We start from the raw sequence: 20,967 nt of genomic DNA, 5'->3' as shown, positions 1-20,967 counted from the left end.
CGTCGCGCAGGCAGTTTGCATGCAGAGCCGAGGCCAGACTCCCTTGTCTATTGGTACGCACACAAAGAGAACAAAGCTATGAAACGGATTCTTCTTGGTACTCTCTTCACCGCTGTATCCATCAATGCCATGGCGCAAGCGCCTGGCGGTCCGGATTGCGGTTGGGGCAACATGCTGTTCGAAGGCCAGCGTGGTACTCCAGCCCACTTCCTGGCATCCACCACCAACGGCACCTCCGGCAACGCAACCTTCGGCATGACCTCCGGCACCAACGGTTGCGCAACCAATGCGTCGCTGACCTATGGCGGCAAATCCTGGTTTGCCATGAATGGCATGATGAACGAGCTGTCCGAAGACATGGCCAAGGGTCAGGGCGAAGCGCTGACCACCTATGCCGTGGTACTGGGCGTGGCGCCGGAAGACCGTGCGCACTTCGCCGCCGTCACTCACGAGCACTTCCAGCAGATCTTCAGTAAGGCTGACGTGACCGCAGAAGACGTGCATACCAATACCCTGGCCGTGCTCAAAGCCGACCCTCGTCTGGCCAAGTACGCGACTCAGGCTTAAGCTCGACCCGCCCCGCTTCTTTCGGGAAGCGGGTTTTGTTTTTTGGACCTGCCCCTCTTTGGGTAATGTCGCTGACTGTAGGAGCTGGCTTGCCAGCGATGGTCGTTAACGATCACGCGTGTTTACTGGATAAACACAGCGCCTTTGAAACCATCGCTGGCAAGCCAGCTCCTACAGGCAAACGGCATCCACCTCGTTGGGTCTTTATTTTTTCCTGTTTAAGTTGCCTTCTATGCTCAAACGCCTTGCCTGGCTGGCGCTGTGTGTCTGCGCCCCGCTATCCGCCGCGCCTCACATCGAACCACAACGTTTGCAGCAACTGGCCAACGACCCTTTCTGGATATCCCTGGGCCATTACGAAACCGCCAAGCTCGGCGGCTGGCGCAGCTATGTCAGTGACCGCAAGTTCTTCCTCGCCGCTGACGGCAATGAACATCCGGACCATGAACTGGCGGCGACTGTACAAGCCTTGTACGCCCCGGCCAGTGCCGGTGAAACACACGCTCAATGCGTCTACCCGGCCCGCACCCGCTGGCTGAAAGACCAACTCGGCCTGGCCGGACTGCCGACGCCGGACTGCGCCGGGTTCAAGCAATGGTTCAAGGACGTCTCGCCCGACAGCGCGGTGATGATCTTCCCGGCGGCTTACCTGAACAGCCCGTCCTCGATGTTCGGCCATACCCTGTTGCGCATCGACCAGGCCGAGGTGAAGAGCGACAAGACTTCGCTGCTCAGTTACGCGATCAACTTCGGCGCCTACATCGAGGGCTCGGACAACAGCATCATCTATGCCTGGAAAGGCCTGATGGGCGGCTATCCCGGCCTGTTCGCGATGGTGCCCTATCAGGAAAAGCTCTCGGAATACCGCAGCCTGGAAAACCGCGACCTGTGGGAGTACCGCCTGAACCTGACCCAACAGGAAACCGCGCGCATGGTCGAGCACGTCTGGGAGCTGAAGCAGATCAAGTTCGACTATTTCTTCTTCGACGAAAACTGCTCATACCGCTTGCTGGAACTGCTGCAAGTGGCCCGACCGGGCCTGCGCCTGACCGAGCAATTCCCACTCACCGCCATCCCGACCGACACCGTCAAAGCCGTGAAAGATGCCGGATTGGTGGAATCGATCCAGTATCGTCCGTCCCGGGAGCGCGAGTTGCTCAGCCGCGCCGAGCCGTTGGACCCTGAAGAGCAACAGTGGGTGCTGAAAGTCAGCGCCGATCAGAAACAATTGCAGGACCCGGCGTTCAAGGCGCAAGCCCGCGACCGTCAGGCAATGATCATCGATGCGGCCTATCGTCTGGAGCGTTACCGCGCCAATGGCCAGGAACGCGACCCGGCACGCGCCCAGCGCAGCTTCGAACTGCTGCGGGCCATCAACCAGAACCCGGCGCCGGAACTGGATATCCCGCAACCGGGCCTGCCTGAAGACGGTCATGAGTCCCGCACCTGGCAGCTCGGCCTCGGCAGCCGTGGAGATAAAGCCTTTGGCGAGTACGGCTTGCGCATGGCTTATCACGACCTCAACGACAACAACGAAAGCTTTCCCCTTGGCGCGCAGATCGAAATCCTGCAATTGAAACTGCGCCAGTACGAAAGCAATGAATGGCAAGTGCAACAACTGGACCTGGCAACGATTCGCTCCCTGACCCCGCGTAACGAGCTGCTGCAACCGCTGTCATGGCAAGTCACCGGTGGTCTGGAGCGAGTGCCGGGTAAGCACGATGACCAAACCCTGGTCAGCCACGTCAACGGCGGTGGCGGTGGCACCTGGCAACTGGGCGATGACCTGCTCGGATTTGCCCTGGGCACTGTGCGCATCGAGCACAACAACGATTTCGCCGCTTTCATTGCCCCGGCCGCCGGGTTCAACAGTGGTGTGCTGTGGAAAAACCCGCTGGGCAATTTGAGCCTGGAAGCCAAGGGCGACTTTTTCACCAATGGTGAAGTGCGCCGTAGCCTGAGCCTGAATCAGCAATGGGAAATATCCCGCAATCTCGGACTGCGCTTGAGCGCCCAGCGCGAATTCAGCCATTTGGCGACGGCCGAGAACGAAGTGATGCTTGAGCTGAAGTGGTATCACTACTGACCTGACACACCTCCCACCCTGTGGGAGCGAGCTTGCTCGCGATGGCGGCCTTTCAGCCAGCACACTTGTTGAATGTCAGTCCCTCATCGCGAGCAAGCTCGCTCCCACTGAGAATCGTCGGTTGCAGACAGGCTATCACTCGCCGTAAGTCGCTTTCAGACATCCAGTGAAACCAAATGCCTGCGACCATGGCCCAAACCCTATAACGGGAGAATTCCATGAGCCGTGCCTTCGTCAATGAAGATAGTGCCGCCGCGCAAGCCGATCAGCCAGTCGAACGGCAGGTCAGCGCGCAGACCAATTACGTCACGCCGCAAGGCCTGAACCTGTTGCAGGGAAAAGTCGCCGAACTGCAATCCCTGCACGCCGAACAATCGGCAAAAGGCGAACAGGCCGACAAGCAGCGCCTGGCGGATCTCGAACGTGATTTGCGTTACTTCAAGCAGCGCCTGGGCAGCGCTCAGGTGGTTCCCGCCGCGACTTCGACCGAGAAAGTGCAGATCGGCAGTTGGGTGACCTACGCCGATGAACACGCCACCGAACGCCGGGTACAACTGGTGGGCGAAGATCAGGCCGATGCCGCCCACGGCCTGATCAATTGGAGTTCACCGCTGGGTCGTGCGCTGCTCGGCGCACGACTCAACGACGAAGTGCTGTGGCAGCGCCCCGCCGGGGATCAACTGATTGAAGTGATCCGTATCGAACCGACTTAGACGACGCCTTGGGCCAGCATGGCATCGGCGACTTTGACGAAGCCGGCGATGTTCGCGCCCTTGACGTAGTTGACCCGGCCATTCTCTTCGCCGTAATGCACGCAAGCGTGGTGAATCGACTGCATGATCGCGTGCAGTTTGCTGTCCACTTCGCCACCGGTCCACGCCAGGCGCATGGCGTTCTGCGACATTTCCAGCCCGCTCACCGCCACGCCGCCGGCGTTGGATGCCTTGCCCGGCGCAAACAGAATGTTCGCCTCGATGAACAGGTCCACCGCCTCAAGGGTGGTCGGCATGTTCGCGCCTTCGGCCACGCAGATGCAGCCGTTGCGCAGCAAGGTCCGAGCGGCTTCGGCATCCAGTTCGTTTTGCGTCGCGCACGGCAGCGCGATGTCGCAGCTCAGGCTCCACGGAAGCTCACCTGCGCGGAACTCCAGGCCAAAACGGCCGGCCAGTTCACGGATACGCCCGCGCTGTACGTTCTTCAGTTCCAGCACCGCCAGCCATTGCTCCTCGGTCAAACCGCTTTCGCAATACAGCGTGCCTTCGGAGTCGGACAACGAAATCACTTTGCCGCCCAGGTCCATGACCTTGCGCGCCGCGTATTGCGCGACGTTGCCGGAGCCGGAGATCGCTACGCGTTTACCTTCCACGGCCAGGCCGCGACGCTTGAGCATTTCTTCGGCGAAGTACACGCAACCGAAACCGGTGGCTTCCGGGCGAATCAGGCTGCCGCCGTAACTTGGGCCTTTGCCGGTCAGCACGCTGGTGAACTGGTTGCTCAGGCGCTTGTACTGGCCGAACAGGAAACCGATTTCCCGCGCGCCGACACCGATATCACCGGCCGGTACGTCAACGTCGGCGCCGATGTGGCGGTACAGCTCGCTCATGAAGGCCTGGCAGAAGCGCATGACTTCCGCATCACTTTTACCTTTCGGATCAAAGTCCGACCCGCCCTTGCCGCCGCCCATGGGCAGCGAGGTCAGGGAGTTTTTGAAGGTTTGCTCGAACGCGAGGAATTTCAGGACGCCCATGTTCACCGACGGGTGGAAACGCAGGCCACCCTTGTACGGGCCGATCGCGCTGTTCATCTGGATGCGGAAACCACGATTGACCTGGACCTTGCCCTGATCGTCGACCCACGACACGCGAAACACCACCGCCCGCTCCGGCTCGCAGATGCGCTCCAGGATGCCGGAGGTCAGGTAATGCGGATTGGCTTCAAGAAACGGCCACAGGGTACGCAGGACTTCTTCGACAGCCTGGTGAAATTCGGGTTGGTCCGGGTCGCGTTTTTTCAGGCGCGCAAGGAAGGATTCGACGGATTCGATCATGGAAAAGTCTCGGCAAATTTATTGTCGTTGGAGGAGATTGAGCCGGACTGTAACAAACGATTCACGCACAGGAACAGAGCAGAATGTCGCATTCATGAAATTAAATGGTGCGCAGGATATAAATTATTCCGGCTTTCTGGCCTTTTTTGCACCCGAACAGGGATTCAAGATCTGGCTTTTGCACCACAAGGGAGATCGCTATCGCGAGCAAGCTCGCTCCCACAGTTTGAAATGCATTCCCCTGTGGGAGCGAGCTTGCTCGCGATGAATGCGCCGCGGTATCACTGAAAAAACGCGCAAAAAAAAACGGAGCCCGAAGGCTCCGCTCTTTATGCAACCAACCTGAAATCAGGCCAGCTTCTTGTGGCGTACACGATGCGGCTGGGCAGCTGCTTCGCCGAGACGCTTTTTGCGATCAGCTTCGTATTCGCTGTAGTTACCTTCGAAGAACACCGCTTGCGAGTCGTCTTCGTACGCCAGGATGTGCGTCGCGACGCGGTCAAGGAACCACCGATCGTGAGAGATCACAATGGCGGCGCCCGGGAAGTCCAGCAAGGCCTCTTCCAGGGAACGCAGGGTTTCGACGTCGAGGTCGTTGGACGGTTCGTCGAGCAGCAGGACGTTGCCGCCCTCTTTCAGGGTCAGGGCCAGGTGCAAGCGACCGCGCTCACCACCGGACAGATCCTTGACGAACTTCTGCTGATCGCCGCCCTTGAAGTTGAAGCGACCGACATAGGTACGCGACGGGATCTCGTAGTTGCCGATGCGGATCTGGTCGGAACCGTCGGAGATCTGCTGGAACACGGTCTTGCTGCCGTCCAGGTCCTCACGGCTCTGGTCCACGCAAGCGAGCTGCACGGTTTCACCGACTTCGATGCTGCCCGAATCCGGTGTTTCCTTGCCCATCAGCATGCGGAACAGGGTCGACTTACCGGCACCGTTACCGCCGATAACGCCGACGATGGCGCCTTTAGGCATGGAGAACGACAGGTTGTCGATCAATACGCGATCGCCATAACCCTTGGTGACGTTCTTGAATTCGATGACCTTGTCGCCCAGGCGTGGACCGGCCGGGATGTAGATCTCGTTGGTTTCGCTGCGCTTCTGGAATTCCTGCGACTGCATTTCTTCGAAGCGTTGCAGACGAGCCTTGGATTTCGACTGGCGGGCCTTGGCGCCTTTGCGCACCCACTCCAATTCTTCCTTCATGGCTTTTTCGTGAGCCGACTGCTGCTTGGATTCGGCAGCCAGACGATCGGACTTGGCTTCCAGCCAACCCGAATAGTTACCCTCGTAAGGAATGCCCGCACCGCGGTCGAGTTCCAGAATCCAGCCGGCAACGTTGTCCAGGAAGTAACGGTCGTGCGTGATCGCGACCACGGTGCCCGGGAAGTCGTGCAGGAAGTGCTCCAGCCAGGCGACGGAATCGGCGTCCAGGTGGTTGGTCGGTTCGTCGAGCAGCAGCATGTCCGGAGCGGACAGCAGCAGGCGGCACAGGGCCACACGGCGTTTTTCACCACCGGAGAGGACTTCAACCTTGGCATCCCACGCCGGCAGACGCAGTGCATCGGCGGCGACTTCCAGCTGACGCTCCAGGTTATGGCCGTCGCTGGCCTGCAGGATCGCTTCGAGCTTGGCCTGTTCGGCGGCCAGCTTGTCGAAGTCGGCATCCGGATCGGCGTAGGCGGCGTAGACCTCGTCCAGGCGTGCCTGGGCGTCCTTGATCACGCTGACCGCTTCCTCGACCACTTCACGCACGGTCTTGGTCGGATCCAGTTGTGGTTCCTGGGGCAGGTAGCCGATGTTCAGCTCCGGCATCGGACGGGCTTCGCCCTCGAACTCGGTGTCGACGCCAGCCATGATTTTCAGCAGCGTGGATTTACCCGAACCGTTGAGGCCGAGCACGCCGATCTTGGCGCCGGGGAAGAACGACAGAGAAATGTTTTTCAGGATTTCCCGCTTCGGCGGAACAACTTTGCCCAGCCGATGCATGGTGAATACGTATTGAGCCATGGAGAACCTAGGGTCAGTGACTGATGAATGATTGGAGCGCAGGCAATGCCCGGCCAGACTGTGCGCGTCGCCCGCTTGAGGAGATCAAGACGTGCGCGCTGAAAAAAGTCTGAGTCTAGGAGCTGGAACGCTCCCGCGTAACCCGCAAAGCTACCTTAATGACCGGTGGCAGTCCAGCCGACGGACAGGGGCTGGCACTTCGCCACAACTCAAGGCATGCTAGCCGCCCTTCGGGCGTCCGGCTTATAGTGCACGTCGCGCCAGTCCAGCCAAACCGCAGGATTACAGCTTGTCCATTGTCCCTCCGCCTCCGACTTCCAGTGCGCCGGCCACAGCGCCCGGCTCCCCCCTGCGCGGAACTTTGAAGGGCACCTTGGCGACACTCGTATTATTGCTGCTGGCCCTGCTGTTCTGGCAGTTGCTCGACCAGTTGCGCGAAACCCAGAAGAACCAGCGTCAGTACACCATCGACTACACCGCCGATCTGGCCGCGCAGGTCAGCCTGAACATGACGCTCAACGCGCAGATCGCCCTCAACCTGTTGCCGATCGTCGAGCAACCGCAAGGCGCCGATGAACTGCAGGCCCTGTTGCGCAAACTGCAACAGTCGCTGCCTGATCTGCGCAGCCTGGCGTTGCTCAGCCCCTCGGGAAGAGTCATCAGTGACAGCGCTCCCGACAGCGATGACAACAACTACCTGGGTGAACTGGTACGGCGCAGCCACGCCCAGGCGCACTACTTCAGCAACGCCACCGACGGTTCCGTGGTGCATTTACTGTTGCATCAGGCCAGCGGCAGTTCCCGAGGCTATTGGGTCCTGCGCCTGACGCCCACCTTCTTTTCGTCCCTGACCAAGCAACGCGAGGCCGGTGGCCGCCCGTTGTGGCTGGTGGAGAACCGCATCAATCATCAGATCATCAGTCGCGACGAAGCGCTGCCCTCGGTCAATCCGGGCACGCTGACCGAGGACGATGTCGCCAACAGCGTGCTGACGGTTCCGCTGAGCAGCAGCGATTGGCAATTGCGCGGCCTGTTCGACCGTCAGCGCGTGCTGGAAGAGCTGCTGCCGGCGTTCATCGGCAAATGTCTGCTGGGCCTGGCGTTTTCCATGCTGCCGTTCCTCGCCTTGCTGAACACGCGCCGGCGCCAGCGCCAGTTGAATGAAGGCCGCCGGCGTTACCAGGACATTTTCGAAGGCACCGGCGTGGCCTTGTGCGTCCTCGATATGTCCGGGCTCAAGGTCTTTTTCGACAAGGCACAACTGCAGGGCAGTGAGCAACTGCAAGCGTGGCTGGCGATCCCGGAGCAACGCCGGCCACTGCTCAAGGAACTGCGGATCACCGAGGTCAACCAGGTGGCGTTGCAACTGCTTAATGTCGATAGCGCCGACGAAGCCTGGAAATTGCTGATCGATGGTAATCCGCAGGACGGCACCGCCATCGGCAACCAGGTGCTCGACGCGATGCTCAACCAGCAGCAACAGCTTGAGCTGGAAATCAAGTTGCAGGACGCCAGCGGCCGCGTCCAGCACCTGTGGCTGGTGCTGTGTCTGCCGCAAACCCCGGACGACTACACTGCGGTGATCCTGAGCATCACTGACATCACCAGTCGCAAGCTCATCGAGCTGTCGCTGCAGGAGCGCGAAGGCTTCTGGTCGGACGTGGTGCGCACCGTGCCGGATCATCTGTATGTGCAGGATGTGATCAGCCAGCGCATGATCTACAGCAACCACCATCTGGGCCAGACCCTGGGTTACAACCGCACCGAACTGCACCAGATGGGCGAATACTTCTGGGAAATCCTCCTGCATCCCGAAGACGCCGACTATTACCACCGCTCTCGCCAGATCCAGCGCCAGGCCGGTTATCGCCAGTTGATGCAGTGCCAGTTGCGTTTCCGCCATCGGGACGGCCAGTGGCGACGCTTCGAGATTCGCGAGCAGGCACTGGCGCGGGACAAGGACGACCAGGTCACGCGGATCATCGGCGTGGCCAAGGACATCACCGACCAGATCGAAGCCAGCGAATCGCTGCGCGACAGCGAGCAGCGCTACCGCATGCTTGCCGAAAGCATCAGCGACGTGATCTTCTCCACCGACAGCCGCCTTAACCTCAATTACGTCAGCCCTTCGGTGCTAGCAGTGCTGGGCTACGACGCCGAGTGGATTTTCCAGAACGGCTGGCAATCGACCATTGCCAACCCGCAACAACTGACCGGCATCTACCACCTGATGGACCGGGTCAGCAAAGCGCTTGATCAACCGGACCAACTGGCGCTGTTGCGCAGCCAGGTGCAAACCCAACTGTTCCTGTTCGATTGCCTGCGGGCCGACGGGCGCAAGATCCCGATCGAACTGCGCCTGGTATTGGTCTGGGACGAATACGGTACGTTCGAAGGCGTGCTCGGCGTCGGCCGCGACATCAGCCAGCAACGCCGGGCCGAAAAAGACCTGCGCATGGCCGCCACGGTATTCGAACACTCGACCTCGGCGATCCTGATCACCGACCCGGCCGGCTACATCGTCCAGGCCAACGAAGCCTTCAGTCGTGTCAGCGGCTACGCCGTGGAGCAGGTCCTCGACCAACTGCCGAACATGCTGACCGTCGACGACCAGCAAGAAGCCCATCTGCGTTACGTGCTCAAGCAATTGGGCCAGCACAGCACCTGGGAAGGCGAAGTCTGGCTCAAGCGTCGCAACGGCGAGCACTACCCGGCCTGGGTCGGGATCACCGCCGTACTCGACGACGAAGGCGACCTGGCCAGTTATGTGTGTTTCTTCAGCGACATCAGCGAGCGCAAGGCCAGCGAGCAACGGATTCACCGCCTCGCCTACTACGACGCCCTGACCCACCTGCCCAACCGCTCACTGTTCCAGGATCGCCTGCACACGGCACTGCAATCGGCCGAACGGCAGAAGTCGTGGGTGGTGCTGATGTTCCTCGACCTCGACCGTTTCAAACCGATCAACGACTCCCTGGGCCACGCCGCCGGCGACCGCATGCTCAAGGAAATGGCCACGCGCCTGCTCGGTTGCGTCGACGATGACGACACCGTGGCGCGCATGGGCGGTGACGAATTCACCTTGCTCCTGCAACCGCGAGCCAACCGTGAAATCGCCCTGAACCGGGCGATCCATGTGGCCGAACAGATTCTCGCCAGCCTGGTGAAACCATTCGTGCTCGAAGGCCGCGAGTTCTTCGTCACGGCCAGTATCGGCATCGCCCTGAGTCCGCAGGACGGCAACGAACTCAGCCAGTTGATGAAAAATGCCGACACTGCGATGTACCACGCCAAGGAGCGTGGCAAGAACAACTTCCAGTTCTATCAGGCGGACATGAACGCCAGTGCGCTGGAACGTCTGGAGCTGGAAAGCGACTTGCGCCATGCCCTGGAACAGAACGAATTCGTGCTGTATTACCAGCCGCAGTTCAGCGGTGACGGCAAGCGCCTGACCGGTGCCGAGGCACTGTTGCGCTGGCGTCATCCACGCCGCGGGCTGGTGCCGCCGGGGGATTTCATTCCGGTGCTCGAAGAGCTCGGGCTGGTGGTGGATGTCGGCGACTGGGTGATCAGCGAAGCCTGCCGTCAACTCAAGGCCTGGCATCAGGCCAGGGTACGGGTGCCGAAGGTGTCGGTGAACATCTCGGCGCGGCAGTTCTCCGACGGCCAGCTCGGTACGCGCATCGCCACCATCCTCAAGGAAACCGGCCTGCCACCGGCGTGCCTGGAACTGGAACTGACCGAAAGTATCCTGATGCGCGAAGTCAGCGAGGCGATGCAGATCCTCGACGGCCTGAAAAACCTCGGCCTGAGCATTGCGGTCGACGATTTCGGTACCGGTTACTCATCGCTCAACTACCTCAAGCAGTTCCCGATCGACGTTCTGAAGATCGACCGCACCTTTGTCGATGGCCTGCCCAGCGGCGAGCAGGATGCACAAATCGCCCGGGCAATCATTGCCATGGCCCACAGCCTCAACCTGGCGGTGATCGCCGAAGGCGTGGAAACCCACGAGCAGCTGGATTTCCTGAGGGAGCACGGTTGCGACGAGGTACAGGGTTATCTGTTCGGTCGGCCGATGCCGGCGGGCCGGTTCGAAGGGCAGTTCAGCAATGACGCGCTGTTCATGTTTGACTGAGGTCTTGCAGCGCCGCAGATGACGCCTTCGCGAGCAAGCCCGCTCCCACATTTTGGAATGCATTCCCCTTTGGGAGCGGGCTTGCTCGCGAAGAGGCCGGTACGATCCCCGCTAATCCCCGCATGAACACCACTTGTCTGCGACATGATGCCGTTTCATATGCCATCTAAAACCCATTAGGTTAGAATGCCCCCCTTTTCCGCCCCCGATCCTTGAGGACCGCCATGTTCAGCCGTGATTTGACTATTGCCAAGTACGACGCCGATCTCTTTGCCGCCATGGAGCAAGAAGCTCAGCGCCAGGAAGAGCACATTGAGCTGATCGCTTCGGAAAACTACACCAGCCCTGCGGTGATGGAAGCTCAAGGCTCGGTACTGACCAACAAGTACGCCGAAGGTTACCCGGGCAAGCGCTACTACGGTGGTTGCGAGTACGTAGACATCGTCGAGCAGCTGGCTATCGACCGCGCCAAAGAGCTGTTCGGCGCCGACTACGCCAACGTTCAGCCGCACGCAGGCTCGCAAGCCAACAGCGCCGTTTACCTGGCCCTGCTGTCGGCCGGCGACACCATCCTGGGCATGAGCCTGGCCCACGGTGGTCACCTGACTCACGGTGCCAGCGTTTCGTCCTCCGGCAAGCTGTACAACGCCATCCAGTACGGCATCGACGCCAACGGTCTGATCGACTACGACGAAGTCGAACGCCTGGCCGTTGAGCACAAGCCAAAAATGATCGTGGCCGGTTTCTCTGCCTACTCGCAGATCCTCGACTTCCCGCGCTTCCGTGCAATCGCCGACAAGGTAGGTGCCTACCTGTTCGTCGACATGGCCCACGTGGCCGGCCTGGTTGCCGCTGGTGTCTACCCGAACCCGGTTCCATTCGCTGACGTGGTGACCACCACCACCCACAAGACCCTGCGTGGTCCACGTGGCGGCCTGATCCTGGCTCGCGCCAACGCCGACATCGAAAAGAAGCTGAACTCCGCGGTATTCCCGGGCGCCCAGGGCGGCCCGCTGGAGCACGTGATCGCGGCCAAGGCGATCTGCTTCAAGGAAGCGCTGCAGCCTGAGTTCAAGGCTTACCAGCAACAAGTGGTGAAGAACGCCCAGGCCATGGCTGGCGTGTTCATCGAGCGCGGCTTCGACGTAGTGTCGGGCGGTACTCAGAACCACCTGTTCCTGCTGTCGCTGATCAAGCAGGAAATCTCCGGTAAAGACGCCGATGCCGCTCTGGGCAAAGCGTTCATCACCGTGAACAAGAACTCCGTGCCAAACGACCCACGCTCCCCGTTCGTCACCTCCGGCCTGCGCTTCGGCACCCCGGCTGTGACCACTCGTGGCTTCAAGGAAGCAGAGTGCAAGGAACTGGCTGGCTGGATCTGCGACATCCTGGCTGACCTGAACAACGAAGCGGTGATCGATGCGGTTCGTGAGAAGGTCAAGGCTATCTGCAAGAAGCTGCCGGTATACGGCGCTTAATCAGCCCCGCTAAACCGCAGTCATAAGAAACCGGCCAGAGATGGCCGGTTTTTTTTGCCCGGTTTTTTATTCAGCCGTGTGAAAGGCTCTAAACCGGACTCGCCTAGCAACTGGTAAGACCGGTCATGCCAATTTTCTAATTTTTACTTGCGAACACCTAAAAATAGCGCCTAGACTGAGCCTGCACTGGACATACCGGTAAGACCACAATAATTAAGTCCTGAATCTGATGTGCTCCGCACACGGCAGCCAGGACGCCGACCAGGATTCCTCCCATGCTCAGATGGTGCTCGCGTTCAATCTTCCTCCAAGTGGTTCTCGGACTGGTGCTCGGCATCGTCTGTGGGCTGACCCTTCCCGAATACTCCGCTCAGCTCAAACCGCTCGGTGACGGTTTTATCAAGCTGATCAAAATGCTCATTGGCTTGATTGTGTTTTGCGTAGTGGTCAGCGGCATCAGCGGTGCCGGCGACCTGAAGAAGGTCGGCCGTATCGGCCTCAAATCGGTGATCTACTTTGAAGTGCTGACCACCATCGCCCTGGTGATCGGCCTGGTGTTCGCCTTCAGCACCGGCATCGGCAGCGGTGCGAACATTCACCTGGAGCAGCTTTCCGCAGCCGACATGGGCGACATTGCCCAGCGCGGACAGCACATGCACACCACCACACAGTTCCTGATGGACCTGATTCCGACGTCGGTGATCGGTGCCTTTGCCGATAACAACATCCTGCAGGTCCTGCTGTTCTCCGTGCTGTTCGGCAGTGCACTGAATCTGGTGGGCGAGGCGGCATCGGGTATTTCGCGGCTGATCAATGAACTCAGCCACGTGATTTTCCGCATCATGGGCATGATCGTGCGACTGGCACCGATCGGTGTATTCGGCGCGATCGCCTTCACCACCAGTAAATATGGCCTGGACTCGCTGCAACACCTGGGCAGCCTGGTCGGCCTCTTCTACCTGACCTGTGTGGCCTTCGTGGCCCTGATTCTCGGCCTGGTGATGCGCCTCTCCGGCTTGAAGATGTGGCCATTGCTCAAGTACCTGCGCGAAGAGTTGCTGATCGTCATGGGCACCGCTTCGTCCGACGCTGTGCTGCCACAAATCATGCGCAAGCTTGAACATCTGGGCATTGGCAGTTCGACGGTAGGGCTGGTGATTCCAACGGGTTACTCGTTCAACCTCGACGGTTTCTCGATCTACCTGACCCTGGCCATCGTGTTCATCGCCAACGCCACCGGCACGCCGTTGGCCATGACTGACCTGCTGACCATTTTGCTGGTGTCGCTGATCACCTCCAAAGGTGCCCACGGGATTCCCGGCTCGGCACTGGTGATTCTGGCGGCAACCTTGACGGCGATCCCGGCGATTCCGGTGGTCGGCCTGGTGTTGGTGCTCGCGGTGGACTGGTTCATGGGCATCGGCCGCGCGCTGACCAACCTGATCGGCAATTGTGTCGCCACCGTGGCCATCGCCCGCTGGGAGAAGGACATCGATATCCAGCGTGCGAACAAGGTGCTTTCCGGCCAGATGGGTTATACCTTCCAGCCGAAAAAACCGGTCGCGCCGGCGCATCAGCAGGAGTTTTGAATCATGTGGGAGCCCGCCAGATGGCGGGTTCCCCTGCCTTTATCCATGGAGCACACAGTGATTACCACCTCAACGGTCGTCAATTCAGTCGTAGAAAAACTTCGGGCCGCACTGGCCCGTGGTCAGTGGCGCTCCGGCGAAATGCTGCCGGGGCAACGCGAGCTGGCCGAACAACTGGGTATCAGTCGCCCAAGCCTGCGTGAAGCGGTCATCGTCCTGGAAACCCTTGGCCTGGTTCGTTCGATGCCGGGCAAAGGCGTCGTCGTACTCGAGGCCAGTCTCAGCGATGACCAGCCCTACGACAGCGCGGTGGCCGCCGCGAGCCTGGAAGACGTGCTGCAACTGCGCTACACCCTGGAGCCATTCATCGTCGGCCTCGTGGCGCAGTCGATCAGCAGCAAGGAAGTCGGGCAACTGCGCCTGACCCTGATGGACATGCGTGAAGCCCTGGAGGCCAATGACAGTGAAGCCGGCGTAAGCGCCTACATCGCGTTCCACGAAGAGCTGTTCACGCTGACGTCAAACCCGATCTTCCAGAGCGTGGTCCAGCAAACCAGCAATGCCCTCAAGCAAAGCGCCGAAGTGTTGCGCAACTCGCCGGAGCACCTGGCTGAACGCCTTGAAGAAAACGAAGCCGTGGTGCGGGCGATCCGCAGCAAGAACAGCGCCCAGGCCAGCGCCGAGATGCGTCGGCACATTTTGCGCGAAGGCCAGCGCATGGGCATCGAACTTTACATCCCGGAAGACAACCTCGGCAGTTGAAACCTCTTCGATCTGGAGATTGGCCATGAACAGCTTCGCTTCGCCACAAACGCTCGCTACCCTGCCCGTCCGCCCTTCGGTGGATGATCTGTATTCGCGGGTCCTCGATGCCATTTTCGAGCAGCGCATCCATTCAGCCAGTCGCTTTACCGAAGAAAGCCTGGCGCAGATGTTCGGTGCAAGGCGCAGCGACATGCGTGATGTGCTGACGCGACTGTCCCACCAGCAAATCATCATCCTTCGAGTCAACCATCGCCCCCGCGTCGCCGAACTTGATGCTGAGCAGACCCGGCAGACCCTGCATGCCCGGCGTTTGGCCGAGATCATGCTGGTACGGCTGGCGTGTCAGCGGCCATGCGCGCAAGACTTGAAGCGCCTGCGGACACTGGTCGATAACGAGCGTCAATGCGCCGAGCGTGGCCAGGCGATTCGTTTGTCGGGAGAGTTTCATTTGCAGTTGGCCGAAATGGCTGGAAATGCACCGCTGGCGCATTTTCTTGGCAGTCTGGTGCCGCTGACGTTATTGGCGATTGCGCAGCGTGAGGAGCAGACGCACAGTTTTTGCGCGTGGCAGGAGCATTTGGCGATTGTTGATGCTGTTGAACGTGGAAATGCTGCGACAGCGGCCATGCTGATAAACCGGCATCTGGATCATCTGGAGCAGACACTGCTCAATACACCCCGTGAACATTGTGTTGCCGGCTAGATCGCATCGCGGGCAAGCCCGCTCCCACAGTGTTCGAGGCCAAGCACAGACTTTGTGTTCAACCAGAAACCTGTGGGAGCCGGGCTTGCCCGCGATGGCGTCCTCACAGACGCCATAAAACTTCAGACCGCCGCCACCCGCGCAAATCCCTCGCGAATCTTTTCCTCCGGCAAGTCATCGGCAATGAACACGATCACGCTCTCGCGCACTTCGTCTTCAGCCCACTCGGTATCCCAGTCGAAACCATAAAGTTTCAGCACCCCCTGAAACACCATGCGACGCGATTCGCCGAGGATGTTCAACACGCCTTTGTAGCGCAGCAACTGCTTGCCATGCTCCTCCAGCAACTCGTTCATGAACTCGCTGAGCTTGTCGATATCCAGCGCTTTTTCAGTGCGCAGCACCAGGCTGGAAATGCGGTCGATGGACGGGGCCTGGCTGACCGGGCGCAAACTCACGCCGCCACCGAGGTCGGCATTGAGGTTGAAGCCGCGCACGTCGAGCAATTCGGCCAGGTCGATCTTTCCGCGGTCAACCACCCGGATCGGGGCGCGTCGGTTGATACGGGTCAGGCGCTCGCTCAACGCGGTGAATTTTGCTTCGTCCACCAGGTCACGCTTGCTCACCAGCAAGCGGTCGGCGAAACCGATCTGCGCCTGGGCGATGGTCTGGGTCAGGTGCAAGTCGGCATGTGCCGCGTCGACCAGGGTGATGATGCCGTCGAGGATATAGCGCTCGCGCAACTCTTCGTCGATGAAAAAGGTTTGTGCCACGGGCGCCGGGTCGGCCAGGCCGGTGCATTCGATCACCAGGCGGTCGAAGGCGATGTCGCCTTGGTCCAGACGCTCGAGCAATAGATAAAGCGCTTTGGTCAGGTCCGTGTGGATGGTGCAGCAAACGCAGCCGTTGGACAGTGTCATCACTTGTACCGGCTCATCGCCCAACAACTGGGTATCGATACCGGCATCGCTGAATTCATTCTCGATCACGGCGATTTTCAGGCCGTGCTCGGCCTTGAGCAGGTGACGCAACAAAGTGGTCTTGCCGGCGCCGAGGAAGCCGCTGAGGATCGTGACCGGGATGGGAGAGGACAAACTGGATCTCCTTTTTCACACAGTGAAAAAACAACACAAAACAAATGTGGGAGCGAGCTTACTCGCGATAGAGGCTTAACATTCAACATCACTGTTGATTGACAGTCCGCCATCGCGAGCAAGCTCGCTCCCACAGGTATGGCTGTTAATCCGACAATCGGATCAACAGCATTTCGGCCCACCCTTGCCACCGTAACGGGCTTCCTGACGCTCCCGAAAGAACATCTCATAGCTCATCACCGGTTTGTCCGGGTGCTTGGTCTGCATATGCTCGACGTAGTTGTCGTAGTCGGGCATGCCGACCATCAGGCGCGCGGCCTGACCGAGGTATTTACCGAGGCGACTCAAGTCATTGAACATACTGCAATCCTCTGGTTACGCATCCGGCAGCGCCTGGAATGGCGATTCTTTGTCCGTACGTTCCTTTTTACCCCAGGCGGCAATGCCGACCTTGAGTGCATAGAACAGGATGCTGAATACCACGAACAGGAACAGCGCAGTCAGCGTTGCGTTGGTGTAGGCGTTGAAGATCACGTGCTGCATCTGGGTGATGTCCTTGGCCGGGGCGAGGATCTGGCCGTTGGCCAAGGCATCGCTGTATTTCTTGGCCAGCGACAGAAAGCCGATCGCCGGGTTGGCGTCGAACAGCTTGATGAAGCCCGCCGTCGTGGTGCAGATCAACAGCCATACCGCCGGCAACATGGTGACCCAGACATAACGCTGGCGTTTCATCTTGATCAGTACCACGGTGCCGAGCATCAGCGCGATACCGGCCAGCATCTGGTTGGAGATACCGAACAGTGGCCACAGGGTATTGATGCCACCCAACGGATCGATCACACCCTGGTACAGCAACCAGCCCCACATCGCCACGCAGCCTGCGGTGGCGATCAGGTTGGCGGTCCAGGATTCGGTGCGTTTGAGCGCCGGGACGAAGGAGCCGAGCAAGTCCTGGAGCATGAAGCGCCCGGCACGGGTGCCTGCGTCGACTGCGGTCAGGATGAACAGCGCTTCGAACAGGATCGCGAAGTGGTACCAGAACGCCATGGTGTTCTCGCCCGGCAGAACACTGTGCAGGATCTGCGCGATCCCGACCGCCAGGGTCGGCGCACCACCGGCACGGGCCAGGATGGTGGTTTCACCGATGTCGTGGGCCACCGCTTGCAGGGCTTCCGGGGTGATTGCAAAGCCCCAGTTGCTGACGGCTGTCGCAACGGCCACCACATCACCGCCGACCACGGCCGCCGGGCTGTTCATGGCGAAGTACACGCCAGGCTCGATCACGGACGCGGCAACCATGGCCATGATCGCCACGAACGATTCCATCAGCATGCCGCCGTAACCGATGTAGCGAGCGTTGGTTTCGTTATCCAGCAGCTTCGGCGTGGTGCCGGAGGAAATCAGCGCGTGGAAACCCGACACTGCACCACAGGCAATGGTGATGAACAGGAACGGGAACAGACCGCCCTTCCATACCGGGCCGGTGCCGTCGACGAACTGGGTCAGGGCCGGCATTTTCAGCTCGGGCATGGTCACCAGGATGCCGATGGCCAGGGCAACGATGGTGCCGATTTTCAGGAAGGTGGACAGATAGTCACGGGGCGCCAGGATCAGCCACACCGGCAATACCGCCGCGACAAAACCGTAACCGATCAGCATCCAGGTGATCTGGATACCGGTAAAGCTGAAGGCCTTGGCCCACACCGGATCGGCGGCGATCTGCCCGCCCAGCCAGATCGAGCCCAGCAGCAGCAATACACCGATCACCGAGATTTCACCAATGCGACCCGGGCGGATGTAGCGCATGTAGATGCCCATGAACATCGCGATCGGAATGGTCGCCATCACCGTGAAAATGCCCCAAGGGCTTTCGGCCAGGGCCTTCACCACGATCAGCGCCAGCACCGCGAGGATGATGATCATGATCAGGAAACAGCCGAACAGTGCGATGGTGCCGGGGATGCGGCCCATTTCCTCACGGACCATGTCGCCCAGGGAACGACCGTTGCGGCGGGTGGACATGAACAGGACCATGAAGTCCTGCACGGCACCTGCCAGCACCACGCCGGCGATCAGCCACAGCGTGCCGGGCAGGTAGCCCATCTGCGCCGCCAACACCGGACCGACCAAAGGCCCCGCGCCGGCAATGGCCGCGAAGTGGTGACCAAAAAGAATGTGCTTGTTGGTCGGCACGTAGTCCAGACCGTCATTGTTGAGCACAGCGGGAGTGGCCCGTCGCGCATCGAGTTGCATGACATTGTTAGCGATGAACAGACTGTAGTAGCGGTAGGCGACCAGATAGATGGCGACGGCTGCGACCACAATCCACAAGGCGTTGATTGCCTCGCCTCGGCGTAATGCCACGACACCCAGCGCACACGCACCTACGATTGCCAGCACCAGCCAAGGCAAATGGCGTAGCGGGCTATTATTATTTTTCATTTTATTATTCCAGCCAGAGTGGACAAGAAAGACAGCAATCCCGAGTTTAGCTCTCCTGACGGCAATGGCCATAGCCCGACATTGGTCTGGACACCTGCACGCGCTGGCAGCCTTTGATCATGCGGGTCTATAGTCAGCGTACATTTCCGAGGATCGCGCCATGAGCGAGTACCCTGCCGAACGTCGCCGCTTCAAACGTATTGCGTTCGATGCCCGAACCGAGCTGAGTCAGGGGGAGTCCACTTGGCCGGTCAAGTTGATTGACCTGTCGCTCAAGGGCTTGCTGATTGAACGACCCGAACACTGGCAGGGCAATCCGCAGCAGGATTTTCTGGTCGACATTCATCTGAGCGAAGAAGCCGACATCACCATGGATGTGCAACTGGCCCACGACGACCATGGTCAGCTCGGCTTTGTCTGCCTGCACATCAGTCTGGAGTCCATCGAGCGCCTTCGGCGATTGATCGAGCTCAACCTCGCTGATCCGCAGGAACTGGAGCGCGAATTGGGTGCGCTGATCGAGATCTAGCCGCCACCGGATGCCCTTGTGGGAGCGAGCTTGCTCGCGATTACGATCAGACAGCCGACATTGCTGCTGGCTGACACACCGCTATCGCGAGCAGGCTCGCTCCGACAGGTTTTGAGTTTCGTCTGTGAGTTACTCGAACAACGCGTCCAACGCTTGCTCCAGCCGAGTGACGGCAATGATCTGCAACCCGGCCGGCGCCTCTTTCGGCGCATTGCCCTTGGGCACGATGGCCCGCTTGAACCCGTGCTTGGCGGCTTCCTTCAATCGCTCCTGACCGCTCGGCACCGGACGCACCTCACCGGAAAGCCCGACCTCACCGAACACCAGCAGATCGTGGGGCAACGGTCGGTTACGCAAACTGGACATCACCGCCGCCATCAACGCCAGGTCGGACGCCGTTTCCAGCACCTTGACCCCGCCGACCACGTTGAGAAACACGTCCTGATCGTGGGTCGGAATGCCACCGTGACGGTGCAGCACCGCCAGCAACATCGCCAGCCGGTTCTGGTCCAGCCCCAGCGTGACCCGACGCGGATTGGCCAAGTGACTGTCGTCCACCAGCGCTTGAACCTCCACCAGCATCGGCCGCGTGCCTTCCCAGGTTGCCATCACCACGCTACCCGGAACTTCCTCCTGGGCACGGGTCAGAAAAATCGCCGAGGGGTTGGAGACTTCTTTCAGGCCCTTGTCGGTCATGCCGAACACACCCAGCTCATTGACTGCACCGAAACGGTTCTTCACCGCCCGCAGCAGACGCAGGCGCCCGTCGGACTCGCCTTCGAAATACAGCACGGTGTCGACCATGTGTTCCAGCACCCGAGGGCCAGCCAGCGCGCCTTCCTTGGTGACGTGGCCCACCAGGAAAATCGCCGTACCGCTCTGTTTGGCATAACGCACCAGCAAGGCTGCGCTCTCACGCACCTGGGACACACCGCCCGGTGCCGATTGCAGTTGCTCGGTAAAGATCGTCTGGATCGAGTCGATCACCATCACCTTGGGCTTTTCCTGACGGGCCGTGGCAATGATGGCTTCGATGCAGGTTTCGGTCATGACCCGCAGTTGATCCTGGGGCAGCCCCAGGCGCCGCGCACGCATGGCCACTTGCTGCTGGGATTCCTCACCGGTGACGTACAGTGCCGGCATGCTCTTGGCGAGGTTGCACAAGGTTTGCAACAGAATGGTCGACTTGCCGATGCCGGGGTCGCCACCGATCAGCACCACCGAGCCATCCACCAGACCACCACCCAGAACCCGGTCGAGCTCGCTGGAAGCGGTGGAGAAGCGCGGAATTTCTTCGACACTGACTTCGGCCAGGGTCTTGATTTGCGCCTGCTGGCCGGCCCAGCCGGTACGACCGCTGGGGGCGGCTGCCCCGCCGCTTTCCACCATGGTTTCGGTGAGCGTGTTCCAGGCTCCGCACTCACCGCACTGGCCGGCCCATTTGGGGAAGGTTGAGCCGCACTCGGTGCAGCCGTACATGCGCTTGGCCTTGGCCATCGGAACTCCCGGAAAAAAA

Annotated in this window: 15 protein-coding genes; 9 read left to right on the top strand and 6 right to left on the bottom strand. The window is 60.1% G+C overall.

Going from position 1 to position 20,967, the window contains the following annotated elements; all coding sequences use genetic code 11:
- The first annotated feature begins 78 nt into the window (after positions 1-78).
- The 3 genes from AC1Q6Y_RS14155 to AC1Q6Y_RS14145 all read left to right on the top strand — a co-directional run bounded on the left by AC1Q6Y_RS14155 (position 79) and on the right by AC1Q6Y_RS14145 (position 3,366).
- Positions 79-567: a DUF3015 domain-containing protein gene (locus tag AC1Q6Y_RS14155; RefSeq protein ID WP_007970900.1), complete on the top strand. Its 489-nt coding sequence runs from the start codon at positions 79-81 to the stop codon at positions 565-567.
- A gap of 232 nt (positions 568-799) precedes the next feature.
- On the top strand, positions 800-2,653 hold the full coding sequence (locus tag AC1Q6Y_RS14150) for an Lnb N-terminal periplasmic domain-containing protein (RefSeq protein WP_090451499.1): 1,854 nt from the start codon (positions 800-802) through the stop codon (positions 2,651-2,653).
- A 218-nt stretch (positions 2,654-2,871) separates the two neighbouring features.
- On the top strand, positions 2,872-3,366 hold the full coding sequence (locus tag AC1Q6Y_RS14145) for a GreA/GreB family elongation factor (protein ID WP_057713229.1): 495 nt from the start codon (positions 2,872-2,874) through the stop codon (positions 3,364-3,366).
- On the opposite strand, the gene gdhA is transcribed toward AC1Q6Y_RS14145, so the two are convergent.
- Both gdhA and ettA read right to left on the bottom strand, forming a co-directional pair.
- Positions 3,363-4,700 (bottom strand): NADP-specific glutamate dehydrogenase, encoded by a 1,338-nt coding sequence (gdhA, locus tag AC1Q6Y_RS14140; RefSeq protein ID WP_102672636.1) that lies wholly within the window; start codon positions 4,698-4,700, stop codon positions 3,363-3,365. The two genes, AC1Q6Y_RS14145 and gdhA, sit on opposite strands and share 4 nt — an antisense overlap.
- Positions 4,701-5,048: 348 nt before the next feature.
- Entirely contained in the window at positions 5,049-6,713 is a 1,665-nt protein-coding gene (gene ettA, locus AC1Q6Y_RS14135) for an energy-dependent translational throttle protein EttA (RefSeq protein ID WP_090451500.1), read from the bottom strand.
- 289 nt (positions 6,714-7,002) lie between these two features.
- Between ettA and AC1Q6Y_RS14130 the strand changes: the two genes are divergently transcribed.
- From AC1Q6Y_RS14130 to AC1Q6Y_RS14110, 5 genes are all read left to right on the top strand, one after another.
- Positions 7,003-10,851: a bifunctional diguanylate cyclase/phosphodiesterase gene (locus AC1Q6Y_RS14130; protein ID WP_492624710.1), complete on the top strand. Its 3,849-nt coding sequence runs from the start codon at positions 7,003-7,005 to the stop codon at positions 10,849-10,851.
- A gap of 224 nt (positions 10,852-11,075) precedes the next feature.
- Positions 11,076-12,329 carry a serine hydroxymethyltransferase gene (gene glyA, locus AC1Q6Y_RS14125; protein WP_057713225.1) on the top strand — a complete coding sequence of 418 codons (1,254 nt, stop codon included), beginning with the start codon at positions 11,076-11,078 and terminating at the stop codon, positions 12,327-12,329.
- A gap of 275 nt (positions 12,330-12,604) precedes the next feature.
- The gene (locus tag AC1Q6Y_RS14120) at positions 12,605-13,918 is read left to right on the top strand and encodes a C4-dicarboxylate transporter DctA (RefSeq protein ID WP_057713223.1); all 1,314 of its coding nucleotides are present in this window, start codon (positions 12,605-12,607) and stop codon (positions 13,916-13,918) included.
- 57 nt (positions 13,919-13,975) lie between these two features.
- Positions 13,976-14,680, top strand: a complete 705-nt coding sequence (locus AC1Q6Y_RS14115) for a FadR/GntR family transcriptional regulator (protein WP_492624709.1) — start codon at positions 13,976-13,978, stop codon at positions 14,678-14,680.
- 25 nt (positions 14,681-14,705) lie between these two features.
- Positions 14,706-15,386 carry a GntR family transcriptional regulator gene (locus AC1Q6Y_RS14110; RefSeq protein ID WP_492624708.1) on the top strand — a complete coding sequence of 227 codons (681 nt, stop codon included), beginning with the start codon at positions 14,706-14,708 and terminating at the stop codon, positions 15,384-15,386.
- 122 nt (positions 15,387-15,508) lie between these two features.
- Here the strand turns inward: AC1Q6Y_RS14110 and yjiA are convergent, their stop codons facing one another.
- From yjiA to AC1Q6Y_RS14095, 3 genes are all read right to left on the bottom strand, one after another.
- A complete protein-coding gene (gene yjiA, locus AC1Q6Y_RS14105; protein WP_492624707.1) occupies positions 15,509-16,480 on the bottom strand; it encodes a GTPase in 972 nt (323 codons plus the stop codon).
- Between the two features lie 162 nt (positions 16,481-16,642).
- Positions 16,643-16,840, bottom strand: a complete 198-nt coding sequence (locus tag AC1Q6Y_RS14100; RefSeq protein ID WP_007895266.1) for a YbdD/YjiX family protein — start codon at positions 16,838-16,840, stop codon at positions 16,643-16,645.
- A gap of 15 nt (positions 16,841-16,855) precedes the next feature.
- Positions 16,856-18,922: a carbon starvation CstA family protein gene (locus tag AC1Q6Y_RS14095; RefSeq protein ID WP_057713219.1), complete on the bottom strand. Its 2,067-nt coding sequence runs from the start codon at positions 18,920-18,922 to the stop codon at positions 16,856-16,858.
- Between the two features lie 160 nt (positions 18,923-19,082).
- Between AC1Q6Y_RS14095 and AC1Q6Y_RS14090 the strand changes: the two genes are divergently transcribed.
- On the top strand, positions 19,083-19,451 hold the full coding sequence (locus AC1Q6Y_RS14090) for a PilZ domain-containing protein (RefSeq protein WP_057713218.1): 369 nt from the start codon (positions 19,083-19,085) through the stop codon (positions 19,449-19,451).
- Positions 19,452-19,580: 129 nt separating this feature from the next.
- Here the strand turns inward: AC1Q6Y_RS14090 and radA are convergent, their stop codons facing one another.
- The gene (gene radA, locus AC1Q6Y_RS14085) at positions 19,581-20,948 is read right to left on the bottom strand and encodes a DNA repair protein RadA (protein WP_008004292.1); all 1,368 of its coding nucleotides are present in this window, start codon (positions 20,946-20,948) and stop codon (positions 19,581-19,583) included.
- Positions 20,949-20,967 lie beyond the last annotated feature (19 nt).

It is taken from the genome of Pseudomonas sp. GW823-FHT06E10, from assembly GCF_058794995.1.
The sequence above is the reverse complement of the archived record's forward strand: the minus strand, read 5'-3'. Positions and strand labels throughout refer to the sequence as shown.